Source organism: Rhizobium sp. N621, from assembly GCF_001664325.1.
Taxonomy (GTDB): Bacteria; Pseudomonadota; Alphaproteobacteria; order Rhizobiales; family Rhizobiaceae; genus Rhizobium; species Rhizobium esperanzae.
Map to the genome: position 1 here is coordinate 250,062 of NZ_CP013495.1, position 14,095 is coordinate 264,156.

Consider the following 14,095-nt stretch of genomic DNA (forward strand, 5'->3'; position numbering starts at 1 on the left):
GGAACAGGGAAAGGTTTGACGCAATCTTCGCTCCAGCAATAGTCTGTTAACCCTAACAGACCGTTAAGGAACGATTCCTGGCGACCGCCGAAGGACAATCATGGCCCCCTATCAGTTCATCGAAAGACCGACTCCTTTCAACACGAAGGGCGGCTCGACGCTGCCGATCTTTGCCGTCACGCCTGCCCACATCGAGACCGGCACGATCGATCCGATTGCGCTCGATTGGGCGCGCAAGGCGGGCTACAAGGCCGAAAGCGGCTCGCTCTTGCTGATCCCGACGGCCGGCGGCCATCTCGGCGGCGCGCTTTTCGGCCTCGGCACCAACCCGTCGGAACAGCCCTACATCACCGGCAGGCTGGCCCGTGCGCTGCCCGCCGGCGACTGGCACATCGAGACCGCGCCGCTGACGGCGAATCGCCTCGCCCTCGGCTTCGGGCTCGGCAGCTACCGTTTCGATCGCTACAAATCGGAAAAGTCGCCGGCAGCGACCTTGATGATTCCCCGCGATGCCGACGGCGCCGACATCAAGCGCCAGCTCGCCGGCGTCTTTCTTGCCCGCGACCTCATCAATACGCCGACGAACGATATGGGGCCGGACCAGCTCGAGGCCGCCTTCCGCGCCCTGGCCGGGCACTATAAGGCGGAACTATCGGTCATCACGGGCGATGAACTGCTTACGCAGAATTTCCCGCTGGTCCATACCGTCGGCCGCGCCAGCGTTGACGCGCCGCGCCTTCTCGAACTGCGCTGGGGCAAGAAGGGTCATCGCAAGGTGACGCTCGTCGGCAAGGGTGTCTGCTTCGATACCGGCGGTCTCGATATCAAGCCTGCCGCCTCGATGCTGCTGATGAAGAAGGACATGGGCGGCGCGGCGAATGTCATGGGGCTCGCCCTGATGATCATGGACGCCAAGCTGAAGGTCGATCTGCGCGTCATCGTCCCGGTGGTCGAAAACGCCATCTCCGCTAATGCCTTCCGCCCCGGCGACATCTACCGCAGCCGAAAGGGCCTGACCGTCCAGATCGACAATACCGACGCCGAAGGCCGTTTGATCCTGGCCGATGCGCTTGCCTATGCCGACGAGGAAGAGCCCGACCTTTTGATCGACATGGCGACGCTGACAGGGGCTGCCCGCGTTGCCCTCGGTCCGGATCTTCCGCCCTTCTTCACCGATGATGCCAATCTGGCCCATGATCTGACCGAAGCAAGCCTGGAGACGGACGATCCGATCTGGCGCCTGCCTCTCTATGCCGGCTACGAAAGGGATATCCGCGCCAAATTCGCCGACCTGACCAATGCCCCGGCCGGTGGCATGGCGGGGTCGATCACCGCCGCCCTTTTCCTCAAGCGCTTCGTCAGCAAGACCAAGAGCTGGGCGCATTTCGACATTTACGGCTGGGCTCCGTCCGAACGCCCGCATTCGCCGGGCGGCGGCGAGGCACAGGCGATCCGCGCGCTCTTCCATCATATTCGCACCAGCCTGCGTTGACGCCGCCTGGATAATGCTCAGGCGCATTGCATGACTCTGTTACGCACTGCGCCTCGCGGGCAATCGTTAAAATTTTATTCACCCTGCCGGGCGGCAGTTCCCGCCGCCTCTTGCATGTCTACGACAACTGCCGGAAAATGAAACGCTAGCGTAACGATTTCCGGAGGGGCCGTGCCGATCGAACTGACCGCCTCGCAGGCGCTGGGGCTTTGGCATGGCGTGGCGCTCGATCAGGTTCGTCATGACGACCGCGATTTGACATTGCGCCAGATGGCGATCCTGCTGCATATTTATCTCGTGCCGCCGCCCCACACGGTGCGCGGGCTTGCCGCCACGCTCAACGTCACCAAGCCTGTCATTACCCGCGCCTTGGATACGATGGGTGAGATGGGCCTGGTTGATCGCGTGCGCGACGATGCCGACCGCCGCAATGTGATCATCAAACGCACCGTCGGCGGTGCGCTTTATCTGGAAAAGCTCGGCGATCTTGTGCGGGATCAGGGCCGCCGGCTGCCGATTTGAAAGGAAGATAAATGACGATGCTCGACCGCCGCCTGCATGCCTATCGGCCGGATCTCGCGGAAGCGGGGCTCGAGGGCAAGGTGGAGGCGTCGCGATTTGTGGAAGGCGCCGCAGCGCGTGTTGCCCTTCCCGTCGCCGCCCTGCGCCCTGAGCCGGACCTTGCCCGCGGCATCGATACGGAACTGCTCCTCGGCGAGGATGTGAGCGTTTTCGATCGAGCCGACGGCTGGTGCTGGGTGAAAGCTGTCTCCGACGGCTATGTCGGCTATCTCAAGGCGGAGGCGCTCTCGCAAATCGGGCCGGCGCCGACCCACATCGTCACCGTCCAGCGCACCTTCCTCTATCCGGAGCCGGAGCTGCGCAAGCCGCACCGGGCCATCCTGTCGATGGGAAGCCGCGTTCACGTCGCCGGCGAGGCGGAGGTGCGCGGCAATCACTACGTCGTGCTGACGGACGGCACGGCGATCTTCGCCAGGCACGTGCAGCCGATCGGCGCTCTCGAGGGTGCCGATTATGTCGGTATCGCCGCCCGTTTCCTCGAGACACCCTATCTCTGGGGCGGCCGATCCGGCCTTGGCATCGATTGCTCCGGCCTCGTCCAGCTGGCGATGCTGATGACCGGCAGACAGGCGCCGCGTGATGCCGACATGCAGGCGGCCGGACTCGGCGAGCCGATCGACCGCTCGGAGATCCGCCGCGGCGACCTGGTGTTCTGGAAGGGCCATGTCGCCATTTTCGAGGACCCCCAAACCATTCTCCACGCCAACGGCCATAGCATGACGGTGGCGCGTGAGAATTTCGAGGCGGCCGTCGAGCGCATCGGCTCGCTATACCAACGGCCGACCGGCTATCGCCGCCCATTTAGCTAAGTAATCGGCCGCTGCGGCCAGACGCTCACGCCGCCGGTCCAATCCTCGAAAGCTTTCGACAGTCTGAGCACCCGCATGTCGTCGAAACGCGGTCCGACGATCTGCAGCCCGATTGGCATGCCCGACCGTGAGAAGCCGCAATTGATCGAGGCGGCCGGCTGTTCCGACATGTTCCACGCTACGGTGAAGGCGATATGTTCGAACGGCCTCGTCGGATCGTTGGTCGGCGATGCCCATTCGGCCGGATAGGAGATGATGGGATTGGTCGGCGAAAGCAGGGCGTCGACTGTGGTGAACAGCCGTCCGCAGCTCCTGCGCATTTCGATCGTCTGATTGAAGCCTCTGACGGCATCGACGCCGCTAATATCGGCGCCGACCCTCGCCCAATCCCGGATATAGGGCAGGATGCTGTCGCGCCGCTCTTCGTTAAGCCCTGCGATATCGCTCCACAGACGGGCGCGCCAGAACGTGTCGAGCCCGTCAAGCATCGCGCGCGTCAGCACCGGTTGAACGGAGACGATGGTCACGCCGGCTTTCTCGAAACGTTTCGCCGCCGATTCGACCGCGACCCTGATCTCATCATCGACAGCAAACCCGCAGCCGGCATCGAGCATCAGGCCGATCTTCATGCCTGACATGTCGACAGCGAAATCCATCCAGTCGAAATCGTTGGGCGGCAGGCTGGTGCCGTCGCGCCAGTCGGGTCGCGACAGCGTCGCCATGGAAAAAGCGGCGTCCTCGACGGTGCGCGTCATCGGGCCGAGACAGCGCCCGACATAATAGGGATCGGCCGGAATGCGCCCATGGCTCGGCTTGAAGCCGAAGATGCCGGTCCAGCCGGCAGGAAGCCGCACCGAACCGCCGATATCCGTGCCGATGTGCAGCGGCCCGTAACCGGCCGCCGCCGCGGCCGCGGCGCCGGCGCTCGATCCGCCGGGATTCTGCGCGATGTTCCAGGGATTGCGGCTGAGAGGATGAAAGCTCGACAGGCCGGAGGAAAGCATGCCGTAGTCGGGACAGGTGGTCTTGGCGAAGATCACCGCGCCGTCCTCGCGCAGCCGCGCGGCAGCCGGCGCGTCGGCCTCCGCCGGCTTTGGTTCCACCGCCCTGGTGCCGAGCGGCACCGGCTGGCCCTTCGTCGCGATCAGTTCTTTCAGCGTGACCGGGATGCCGTCGAGCGTGCCGAGCGTTTGTCCCTTCGCCCAGCGCTCCGTCGAAGCTTTCGCCTGCACGCGCGCCGCCTCCGGGTCGTAGAGGTAGAGTGCGGAGATCGACGGCTCCCAGGCGGCGATATGGTCTTCGAGGAAGAGCCAGTATTCGAGCGGCGAGAGGCTCTTATCGGCGAAGCGTCGCCTGAGTTCACGGATGGTAAGGTCGGTTTCGGCCATCGGAGCTTTGTTTCGGAAGGACATCAGCGGCTCGCTTCACGTGGATCGAGACGATCGCGCAAGCCGTCGCCGAGCATGTTGAAGCCAAGGACGGTGAGCGCGATGGCAAGGCCGGGCAGGACCGCCAGCCAGGGGGCCAGCGCCAGATAGGTTTGCGCATCCGCAAGCATCCGGCCCCATGTCGGCGCCGGCGGCGCCATGCCGAGCCCGAGAAAGCTGAGGCCGGCCTCGGTCAGGATCGCCAGTCCGAGCTGGATGGTCCCATGCACGATGATCTGGCCAATGATGTTCGGCAGCACATGGCGCAGCGAAATGGTCAGGCGCGTATTGCCGATCGCGCGCGCCGCCGTCACATAATCGCGGCTCCAGGCCTGCAGCGAGGTTGCCAGCGTTACCCGGGCAAAGACCGGAATCATGAAGACGGCGATCGCTGTGATTGCGGTGAACCGCCCCGGCCCAAGAAAGGCGCCGAGCACCATGGCCGACAGGATCGGCGGCAAGGCGAAGATGACGTCGCAGATGCGCATCAGCAGCGCTTCGGCTGGACCCCGGATCGCCGCGGCGGAGATGCCTGATATCGAGCCAAGCGTCCCGCCGATCGCAACCGCGGTGATGGCGACCGACAGGGAGTTCCAGCATCCCGCCATCAGCATCGAGGCCACGTCGCGGCCGAACTGATCCGTGCCAAGCAGGCCGAAGGCGAGCGGCGGCTGCAGTTTATGGATGATCTGCATCTTCGCCGGCGGCAAGGGTGTCCAGACGAGCGACAGCAGCGCAACGGCGAGCAGCAGGCCAATGATCACCGCTCCGGATATCAAGTTAATTCGCCGGCTAAGTTTTAAAGCCCGGCGACTGATGATGGTGGCGGAAATGACGGAAGTCATGCTTCAGGCCGCCTTCCTCATCCTGGGATCGATCGCCAGATAGGAGAGATCGACGATGAAATTCACCACGATGACCAAGCCCGCGAAGAACAGCACGACGTCCTGCATCACGATGACGTCGCGCTGGGAGAGTGCCTGAAGGGCGAGCCTCCCGAGACCCGGCAGGTAGAAGACGTTTTCCACCAGCACCGCGCCGGCGACAAGAAAGGTGAACTGCAGCCCGATCATCGTCAGAATCGGGATCAGCGCATTCGGCACGACATGCCGCCACAGCACCGCACTGCGTGACAGTCCTTTGGCGACGGCGGTCCGGGCAAAATCCTCATGCATCGTTTCGAGCACCGCCGAACGTGCGACGCGCGTCAACACCCCCGCCTGCGGCAGCGCCAGCGCGACGGCCGGCATGACAAGCGCCTGCAACGCCGGCAGAAGACCGGCGCCCCACCCCGGAAAGCCGCCGGCCGGCATCAGTCCGAGCATCGTCGAAAAAAGGATGATCAAGAGCAGCGCCACCCAGAAGGCGGGCACGGCGATGCTGATTTGCGAAAACAGCGTTGCGATGACAGCGAAGACACCGCCGCGGCGCGAAGCGGCCAGCACACCGAGCGGCAGCGCAATCGCCACCGACAGCACGATTGCCATCAGCGCCAGCGGCAGCGTCACCGCCAGCCGCTCGACGATCAGTCCCGCAACGGGAACGCCATAGGTATAGGATTGGCCGAGATTGCCCGACACCACGCCGGCCAGCCATTGCCCGTAGCGCAGGAGGAGCGGCTGGTCGAGACCGAGCTCGTGGCGCAGTGCCGCCAGCGTCTCCGGACTTGCCGAGGTGCCGAGCATGATCGAGGCTGGATCGCCGGGCAGGAGATCCATGACGGTGAATATCAGCAGTGAGACGATCACGAGGGTGACGAGGAGACCGGCGAAGCGGCGGGCGAGGAGGGCGATCATGTGGGCTGCGCTGCCGAGGTGGCACGGCGGCTCTCCCATGGGCTGACGTTGAGTTTGGCGAGAAGGTCAACCCCAGTCTCCGTCATCCTCGGCCTTGAGCCGAGGATCCATGTCGCGGCTGCTGGTGGATGCCGTGTGGACGCTCGGCTCAAGGCCGAGCATGACGGAAGGAGGGGTGGGTGGAAGGAGTCATCGAAGGCGCTGACGCCAGGAGTGCCATCCAGCGAAATCAAACCATGTCGGTCCCGGCTGAACGGACTTAGCGAGCCAGGGAAAGGGCTGCGCGCTCTATCGGCCAAATACATCTCGGATCTGTCCAAGGCCATCCTCTTTTTCGCGTCCCCACCAGGCCCGCCACTCACTCCTCCCAATAAACCCCCGACAGCACATTCGACGGAATCGGCTCGTTCTCCCACAGCCCCTTCAGCTTCCTGTCCCAGACGCCGAGTTTCGGCATGACGAAGAGGTAGAGCGCCGGCACGTCCTCGGCGAGAATCTTCTGCGCCTCGCTGTAAACCGCATTTTGTGCGGCAGGATCGGCGGTCTCCTGGACCTTCTTCATCAGCGCATCGAAGGCCGGGTTCCTGTAGTTGAAATAATAGGGATCGCGTGCGTAGATGTCGATGTCGAGCGGTTCGGCATGAGCGACGATCGTCATGTCGAAGTTGCGATCCTTCATGACGTCCTGGACCCATTTCGCCGGAAATTCGGTCGGCTCGATCTTCATCGTCACGCCGATTTCGGCAAACATTGCCTGCATCACCTGGGCGCTGCGCGGCGCATAGGCCATCTGCGGCGATTTGATCGTGAAGGTGAAGCCGTTGGGATAGCCGGCTTCGGCCAGCAGCGCCTTCGCCTTTTCGACATCATAGGGCAGGACGCCGGTCATGTCCTGGTAGCCCGGATCGTTCGGCGTGTAATGGCTGCCGATCGGCGTGCCGAGGCCGGACCATGCGCCGTCGATCACCGTCTGCCGGTCGATCGCCATCATCAGCGCCTGGCGGACGCGCTTGTCGTCGAAGGGCTTCTTGGCATTGTTCATGCCGGCGATGACCTTGAGTTCGGTATTGCCGACCTTGGTGATGAGCCTGGCATCGCCGTCGAAGGAACTCATCAGCTCGGGCGCGGCAAATTCCGGAAAGGCATCGAGATCGCCCGATTTCAGCGCGGCCGCCTGCGCCTGCGGATCGGGAATGAAACGGAAGGTCACCTTCTCGAGCTTGGCAGACGCATCCTTGTTCCAGTAGTCGCCATTCCTGATGAGTTCGACCTTGTCGCCCTTCGTCCAGCTGACGAACTTGAAGGGACCGGTGCCGATCGGCATGACCTTGTCGTTGTCGGCCGTCTTCGGGGCGACGATGACAGATGCCGGCCAGCCCAGCCAGTAGATCAGGCTGCCGGTCGGCGCCGAGAGATGCAGCACCAGCGTTTCGGCGTCCGGCGCCTGGATCGAGGCGATCGAGGCGAAGAAGCGCTTCTGCGGATTGACCGAATCCGTCCCGCGGGCGCGGTCGAGCGCAAATTTGGCGGCGGCGGCATCGAAGGCTTCGCCGTCATGAAATTTCACGCCGGTCCGCAGCTTGAAGGTATAGATCAGGCCATCGGCCGAAATCTCCCAGCTCTTCGCCAGCTGCGGCTGGACCTTGCCGGTCTGATCGATCGCCACCAGCCCCTCGAATACATTCTGCCAGGTGACCTGGCCGATCGCGACCGGTGCGGCGATCGTCGGGTCGAGGCCCGTTGGTTCGACGCTCATGCCGAGATTGAGGGTAGTCTTGGCCGCTTCCGCCGGTGTCATTGCCGTCACTACGAGACCGGCCGATAACGCAGCAACGAGGGAAAGCCGCTTGATGAAGCGCGCCGAAGACGCAAACGAAACTTTGTTCATCATATCCCCCGGCACATGATTTGGTTCTCACCAGCTCGTCGAAAATACATCAGCGCCAGGATCTGCATTCACGTGTCTCCGCCATTCTATCAGGTTGCGACCCTATTCAATCAATGGCGTTCAGCATAGCGGTCTTGCCATGCTATTTGTCCGCCTCCGGCCGGAAGGGCGCTTGCCATATAGACGCCGCGCGCGATCGCCCGCGCCATGACGATAGTGGCGAGGTGGCAAAGCTCCATCAGGCTTGCCATGTCGTTTCTTGAATGTTTGGCCGTCGAAGCGGCAAAGACGGTATCGCCGTCGAGCGGCAGATGGGCCGGCAGCAGCGCCCGGGCAAGGCCGTCATGACCGGCAAGTGAAAGCCGATGCGCTTCCGCCTTCGTCAGCTGCGCGTCGGTGACGACCGCGCCGATCGTCGTTGCCGGCGTGGTCATCCCCTTGAGCCGCATCCGGTGATCGGTCGTCGCAGGCATGCCGAGCCCGCCGAATTCGCCATCTTTCTCGAAGGGTGCCGCCCAGAAATGCGGCCCGTCGCCGATCGTTGCCGAACCGAGCGCATTGACGGCGACGATCGCAGCGATGCGATGACCGGCGCTGCTGACGGCACTGGCCGAGCCGAGCCCGCCCTTGAAGGTTGCCGTCGTCGCCCCGGTGCCGGCGCCGGCGGTGCCGAGCGCAAATACCCCCTTCGTCGCGGACTTCAATGCCGCATAACCCATCTCACGATAGGGGGAGTGAAGGCCCCAATCCTTGTCGCCGCCGTTCAGCAAGTCCATCAGGATCGCTTGCGGCACGATCGGTATTCGCACCGTACCCACGGCAAAGCCGCGGCCGGCTTCGCGCAAGCCGGCCTGCACGCCGCCGGCTGCATCGAGCCCGAAGGCCGAGCCGCCCGAGAGCACGAAGGCATCGACGGCACTGACAGTCATCGACGGGTCGAGCAGACCGGTGTCGCGTCCGCCCGGCGCGCCGCCGAGCACCGTGCCGGATGCGACCGCCGGCTCATCGAAGACGATGACCGTGACGCCGGATCCCAGCGCGAGGTTGGTCGCATGGCCGACGGAAACGCCTTCGATATCGGTGAGCAGATTGAGAAGATCGGGCAAGGGCTGATCCTGGTGGCGCTGATCCGGCCTGATAGGACTGCAATTGCCCACAAAAAACAAGACCGGCCCTTTTGGCAGGCCGGTCACATCAGAAAAGCCGCGAAAGTCGCTAGCGGCCGCATGCCGTCAGGCATGAAGCGGCTTCGGATGACGGCGGGTCATCAGGTCGTGGATGGCCAGCCGCACCTCGTCGGGCGAACCGAACCGCTGCTCATCGAGGTCGTGGACATGGAATTTCACGGCGATGAACTTCAGCCGGTCTTCGTCGGGGATAACGATGCCGACGGGAACGCCAGCATATTCGATAACTTGCTTCTTCATAGATAGAACTCCTGCCGCGCGGGCATGCGCAGCCATGGCGAATTGACTTGTCTGGTACCGTTGAAAGGAGGACGAACGTCACATTCGACAGTTCGGGCGGGAGAGGGCGCCCGGACGGTCATTGCCAAGCACAGATCGCCCAAGGAGAGTGGCGAGAATTTCGATGTCTATCATGTCTCGTTCCTTTCGTTGGCGTTGCGCTCGATGGTCCCGGAAGAGCCCGGGGGCGGTGATGGCTGTCTGCAATATCTACTAACTTAGTAGAAATTACCCGACAGCCTGTCGGAAACATATTCCGAAACGTGTCAAAATATCGACGATCCGAAAAAATTCATTCCATCCTGGCCCGAACTTACAGAAGGAAACATATCAGCTCTTCGTAAAATTCGCATGACAGAATCGACACTCTTTCGATCGCCGCAGCAGAAATAGGAAGTCTGTCTGATTCCGACAATGGGCCTCGTCGGTAAAAATCGAGATGCCTCGAAATGATCGATTTGTTTAACGCCCGAAAGCATGGATCACCAGCCTTCCTGGAGCACCTTTTCCAGCATGTCTGCGAAGAAATCCGCGCTTTCGATGCTGAGGCAGAGCGGCGGCTTGATCTTCAGCACATTTTGGTGATCGCCTGTCGGCTGCATAATGATACCGAGGTCGAGAAGCCGATCGCAGATCGCCGCCGTCTCTTCCGTCGCCGGCTCCAGCGTCGTTCTGTCGCGGACGAACTCCAGGCCGAGATAGAGACCCATGCCGTGGACGGCGCCGGCGATCGGGTGCCGGTCGATCAGCGCGGCAAGTCGCGCCTTCAGATGGTCGCCGACCGTTCGGGCATTTTCCTGCAGCTTCTCCTCGGCCATGATATCGAGCACCGTCATGCCGGCGACGCAGCTGACTGGGCTGCCGCCGGTGGAGGAGAAGAAAGGCCCTTCTTTCCCCAGCGACTGCGCAATCTCCCGTCTGGTGATGACGGCGCCGAGCGGATGGCCATTGCCCATGCCTTTGGCGATGGTGATGATATCGGGCACGACCCCCTGCTGTTCGAAGCCCCAGAAATAATGGCCGAGCCTGCCGTAACCGACCTGCACCTCGTCGGCGATGCAGAGCCCGCTGCGGGCGCGCACCTCGGCATAGATCTCCTTCAGATACCCTTCCGGCAATGGAATGCCGCCGGCATTGCCGTAGACCGATTCGCAGATGAAGCCGGCAAGGCCCTGGCCGCCGGCGTCGATCGTCTCGAGCATCGGCTTGACGGCGGCCAGATAGCTCGCCGCTGTGTCGGGTCCGCGAAACGCGCCGCGATAGGTATTCGGCGAAACGGCCGCATGCACCCAATCCGGTCGGGTGCTCAGCGCCAGCGGATTGTCGGCGATCGAAGTGGAGACGGCGTCGCTGGCCGCCGACCAGCCATGATAGGCTTCGAGCAGGCAGAGCATGTTGCGGGCGCCGCTATGGGCCCGCGCCAACCGAATCGCCAGATCGTTCGCCTCAGAGCCGCTGTTGACGAGGAAGACGGCGTCGAGGCCATCAGGCGCGAGCGCCGCGAGCCGTTCGGAAAATTCCGTAATCGCCGCATAGTGGAAGCGTGAATTCGTATTGAGCCGCAGCCATTGGGCGCTGATTGCCGCCGCCATCCTGGGATGGCCGTGGCCGAGGATCGTGACATTGTTGACCATGTCGAGATAGGCGCGGCCCTCGACATCGAACAGGTGCTCCTTCCAGCCGCGCTCGATCTGCGGCGGCGCGGCATAATAGTTCTTCTGGGCGCTGGCGAGATGGGCCTGCCGCCTGACGAGCAGTTCAATGGTCGCCGGTCGCGGCGCATCCGCGCCCGGGCTGAGAAGGGATGAAGGCGAAGGGCAGAGCACCGACCAGGCCGGCGCCTTGCGCGGCATGGCAAAGAGCGGTGGTTCGAGGCCTGCGACGCTGCAGAGCTGGAGGCGCAGGCCGCCGAGCGACGACGCTTCACCGAAAACCGAACCGAGCGGATCGCCGGCGGCAAGCACGACGCCATCCTCGACCAAAGGGTTGAGTCCATCGAGATGCAGGGTCATGCTGTCATCCGTCAGTGTCAGATGCTGGTCCTTCCAGCCGATGCGGCCAGCAAAGGGTGCCGCGACCGCGCTTCCTGCGGCAAGGCAGATGTCGACATGGAGGGCGAAGGTCGCCTGTCCCGCGTCGTTTCCGAGCGCAGTGCGGGAAAGCCGATATTCACCATAGCGCGTCGCTGCCGTGCCGCTTTCGGTTGCAGCCCGGGCAAGCAGCCGCCAGTCCATATCGGCGTCCAGCCAGTTGCCGGCGGAAAAATGCGCACTTCGTACGCCAAGGTCGACATAGGCGATCGTGGCGGGATCGATATCTGGCAGCAAGGGCAGCCATGCTGATGCCGACGGGGCGGCGACATCTGCGCCGGCCGCCTTGAGGATCGCGGCTTCCATGAGTTCGAACGGAACCGACATCACCGTATCGAAGATCGCCCGCTCGCGGTCGAGATTGCTGCGGACGTAATCGTTATCAGGATCGATCGACATCTGCTGTTCGCTGCTGGCGACGAGGATGACCGCGCGCGCGACGATCAACGGCCAGAGCGCCTTCAGCTCGTCGTCGCTCAGGGGATAGATCGCCTGATAGGCGGTGACGGCGGGCAGGATATGAAAGGGATCGCCATTCGCCTGATGCAGCAGCGAAGCGCAGGTAACGGCAAGGTCGCCGACCAGCCAGCCGCGGATGATGTCGCCGAAATCGATCACGCCATCGGGGATCGTGTGGCCATGGGCGTCGCGATGGCCGACGACATTGTCGCCGGTGACGTCGTGATGGACGGCCTGGAGCCGAAGCGACGGCGCCAGGGGCTGGATGCGGCGAACTGCCATCACCATAGTTTTGGCGATCCGGTCACGGGCAGCGCTGTCGGTGATGGCGGACAGCAGCTGTACGGCGACAGGGCCGGCGCGTCGCAAATCCCACTGCAGGCTGCGGTCGAGGCCCGGATGGTCGAAATCGGCAAGCGCCTGCGCCAGCCTCGCGCAGAGCGCGCCAAGCGCTGCGACGGACGCCGGCGCCAGATATCTCATCTCCGTCAGTCCCTGGCCTTCCAGATATTCCAGCAGCCGGACCTGATAGCCCCGCCCGCGCACGGTAAGGACGACAATTTCCCGGCCGTCATTCGTGGCGATCACCTTCGGAACGCGTGGCGCATCCTCTCGGCTCTTGAGATGATTGAGCGCGGCATTCTGCGCTTCGAGCTCGCGGACCTCGTAGGCGGCATGGCAGATCTTCAGGACGTATCGACCGCGATCGCTGTCGACGCGGTAGTTCCGATCCTGCTGGCTGCCGAGTTCGGCGAGCGTGCCGGTCAGGCTGTAATGGGCAAGAAGGATTTCTTCCGCGTCAGCAACGGTGACGTCGGGACGCGGCAGCGTCATGCGATCCACAAGCGCCTCGTCGGTCATGACACCCCTCCCGCAGCATGATTCGATTACCCCTTAAGCGCGATAATCAAATACTTGCCGCTGGCAGGCAACGGGAGATTGTTGTCTGCCAGCAAAAGAGATGCGCGGCCTCGGCCGGCTCACCCCATGCGTTCGGAGGCGTAGCTTCCGGGGCTGGCCGGGAAGACGACGGTGCGGTTGCCGTTGATGAAGGTGCGGTGATGGATATGAGCGTGGATGGCGCGCGCCAGCACCTGGCTTTCGACGTCGCGGCCGATCGAGACATAGTCGTCGGGCGACTGCGCATGGGTGATGCGGGCGGTGTCCTGCTCGATGATCGGGCCTTCGTCGAGGTCGGCGGTGACGTAATGGGCGGTCGCGCCGATCAGCTTGACGCCGCGCTGATAGGCCTGCTTGTAAGGGTTGGCGCCCTTGAAGCTCGGCAGGAAGGAGTGGTGGATGTTGATGATCTTGCCCGACATCTGCTTGCAGAGCTGGTCGGAGAGAACCTGCATGTAGCGGGCGAGCACGATCAGTTCGGTGCCGGTCTGCTCGACGAGATCGACGAGCTGGGCTTCCGCCTGCGGTTTGTTCTCCTTCGTCACCTTGATGTGGTGGAAGGGGATGTCGTGATTGACCACGACCTTCTGGTAGTCGAAATGGTTGGAGACGACGCCGACGATATCGATCGGCAGGGCGCCGATCTTCCAGCGGTAGAGCAGGTCGTTGAGGCAATGGCCGAAGCGCGACACCATCAAGAGCACCTTCATGCGACTCTCGCTGTCGTGGAATTCGTACTCCATCTCGAAGGGCGCGGCGACGGCAGCAAAATCGGCGCTGATCGCGGAACCGGAAAGTCCTTCCTCGGAAATGAAGCTGACGCGCATGAAGAACCTGCCGGTATCGAGGTCATCGAACTGCGAGCTGTCGATGATGTTGCAGCCCTTCTCGGCCAGATAGCTCGAAATCGCCGCAACGATGCCGCGCGTCGATTTGCAGGATACCGTCAATACATAGCTTTTCATGTCTCTCCCTCTTCCCTCTTGGAGGCCGCAGCCCGTGCTTAGATCAAAGCCCGTGCCGCGAATAGGCCGGCGCACTTTCATTTATGCGACAAATTGCAAGATAAACCATCACGTTCCTGCAAGTTCTCTCATCGCCGGATCAGCTTAAAAGAAGTTGCTCAAAACGCTGTGCCGCCAGCGCCGCACGGATGTGTATTCTCGCCTTCAGTGAATGAAATTAA

At 62.9% G+C, this 14,095-nt stretch carries 11 protein-coding genes; 3 read left to right on the forward strand and 8 right to left on the reverse strand.

The window, feature by feature from the left end; translation table 11 throughout:
• Positions 1 to 100 precede the first annotated feature (100 nt).
• From AMK00_RS01220 to AMK00_RS01230, 3 genes are all read left to right on the forward strand, one after another.
• Positions 101 to 1,492, forward strand: coding sequence for a leucyl aminopeptidase family protein (locus AMK00_RS01220; RefSeq protein WP_064809275.1), 1,392 nt, complete (start codon positions 101 to 103; stop codon positions 1,490 to 1,492).
• 171 nt (positions 1,493 to 1,663) lie between these two features.
• Complete coding sequence (locus AMK00_RS01225; RefSeq protein WP_011423607.1) at positions 1,664 to 2,014, forward strand: MarR family transcriptional regulator; 351 nt, start codon at positions 1,664 to 1,666, stop codon at positions 2,012 to 2,014.
• A gap of 11 nt (positions 2,015 to 2,025) precedes the next feature.
• Positions 2,026 to 2,883, forward strand: coding sequence for a C40 family peptidase (locus AMK00_RS01230; protein WP_064809276.1), 858 nt, complete (start codon positions 2,026 to 2,028; stop codon positions 2,881 to 2,883).
• On the opposite strand, the gene AMK00_RS01235 is transcribed toward AMK00_RS01230, so the two are convergent.
• The 8 genes from AMK00_RS01235 to purU all read right to left on the reverse strand — a co-directional run bounded on the left by AMK00_RS01235 (position 2,880) and on the right by purU (position 13,874).
• Complete coding sequence (locus tag AMK00_RS01235) at positions 2,880 to 4,271, reverse strand: amidase (RefSeq protein ID WP_064811612.1); 1,392 nt, start codon at positions 4,269 to 4,271, stop codon at positions 2,880 to 2,882. The two genes, AMK00_RS01230 and AMK00_RS01235, sit on opposite strands and share 4 nt — an antisense overlap.
• A gap of 23 nt (positions 4,272 to 4,294) precedes the next feature.
• Positions 4,295 to 5,155, reverse strand: a complete 861-nt coding sequence (locus AMK00_RS01240) for an ABC transporter permease (protein ID WP_064809277.1) — start codon at positions 5,153 to 5,155, stop codon at positions 4,295 to 4,297.
• Between the two features lie 3 nt (positions 5,156 to 5,158).
• Positions 5,159 to 6,106: an ABC transporter permease gene (locus AMK00_RS01245; protein WP_064809278.1), complete on the reverse strand. Its 948-nt coding sequence runs from the start codon at positions 6,104 to 6,106 to the stop codon at positions 5,159 to 5,161.
• A 358-nt stretch (positions 6,107 to 6,464) separates the two neighbouring features.
• Positions 6,465 to 7,994, reverse strand: a complete 1,530-nt coding sequence (locus tag AMK00_RS01250; RefSeq protein WP_189637620.1) for an ABC transporter substrate-binding protein — start codon at positions 7,992 to 7,994, stop codon at positions 6,465 to 6,467.
• Between the two features lie 110 nt (positions 7,995 to 8,104).
• Entirely contained in the window at positions 8,105 to 9,100 is a 996-nt protein-coding gene (locus tag AMK00_RS01255) for a P1 family peptidase (protein ID WP_064809280.1), read from the reverse strand.
• Between the two features lie 126 nt (positions 9,101 to 9,226).
• On the reverse strand, positions 9,227 to 9,421 hold the full coding sequence (locus AMK00_RS01260) for a hypothetical protein (protein ID WP_003544544.1): 195 nt from the start codon (positions 9,419 to 9,421) through the stop codon (positions 9,227 to 9,229).
• A gap of 521 nt (positions 9,422 to 9,942) precedes the next feature.
• A complete protein-coding gene (locus tag AMK00_RS01265; protein ID WP_064809281.1) occupies positions 9,943 to 12,870 on the reverse strand; it encodes an aminotransferase in 2,928 nt (975 codons plus the stop codon).
• Between the two features lie 119 nt (positions 12,871 to 12,989).
• Positions 12,990 to 13,874 (reverse strand): formyltetrahydrofolate deformylase, encoded by an 885-nt coding sequence (gene purU, locus AMK00_RS01270; protein WP_064800306.1) that lies wholly within the window; start codon positions 13,872 to 13,874, stop codon positions 12,990 to 12,992.
• Between the last annotated feature and the right edge of the window lie 221 nt (positions 13,875 to 14,095).

What these genes read in the sequence shown, in the direction of transcription:
- AMK00_RS01250 (WP_189637620.1), bottom strand. Translation starts at nt 7,994, where the DNA reads ATGAACAAAGTTTCGTTTGCGTCTTCGGCGCGCTTCATCAAGCGGCTT.
- AMK00_RS01240 (WP_064809277.1), bottom strand. Translation starts at nt 5,155, where the DNA reads ATGACTTCCGTCATTTCCGCCACCATCATCAGTCGCCGGGCTTTAAAA.
- AMK00_RS01265 (WP_064809281.1), bottom strand. Translation starts at nt 12,870, where the DNA reads ATGACCGACGAGGCGCTTGTGGATCGCATGACGCTGCCGCGTCCCGAC.
- AMK00_RS01230 (WP_064809276.1), top strand. Translation starts at nt 2,026, where the DNA reads ATGACGATGCTCGACCGCCGCCTGCATGCCTATCGGCCGGATCTCGCG.
- AMK00_RS01260 (WP_003544544.1), bottom strand. Translation starts at nt 9,421, where the DNA reads ATGAAGAAGCAAGTTATCGAATATGCTGGCGTTCCCGTCGGCATCGTT.
- purU (WP_064800306.1), bottom strand. Translation starts at nt 13,874, where the DNA reads ATGAAAAGCTATGTATTGACGGTATCCTGCAAATCGACGCGCGGCATC.
- AMK00_RS01220 (WP_064809275.1), top strand. Translation starts at nt 101, where the DNA reads ATGGCCCCCTATCAGTTCATCGAAAGACCGACTCCTTTCAACACGAAG.
- AMK00_RS01245 (WP_064809278.1), bottom strand. Translation starts at nt 6,106, where the DNA reads ATGATCGCCCTCCTCGCCCGCCGCTTCGCCGGTCTCCTCGTCACCCTC.
- AMK00_RS01235 (WP_064811612.1), bottom strand. Translation starts at nt 4,271, where the DNA reads ATGGCCGAAACCGACCTTACCATCCGTGAACTCAGGCGACGCTTCGCC.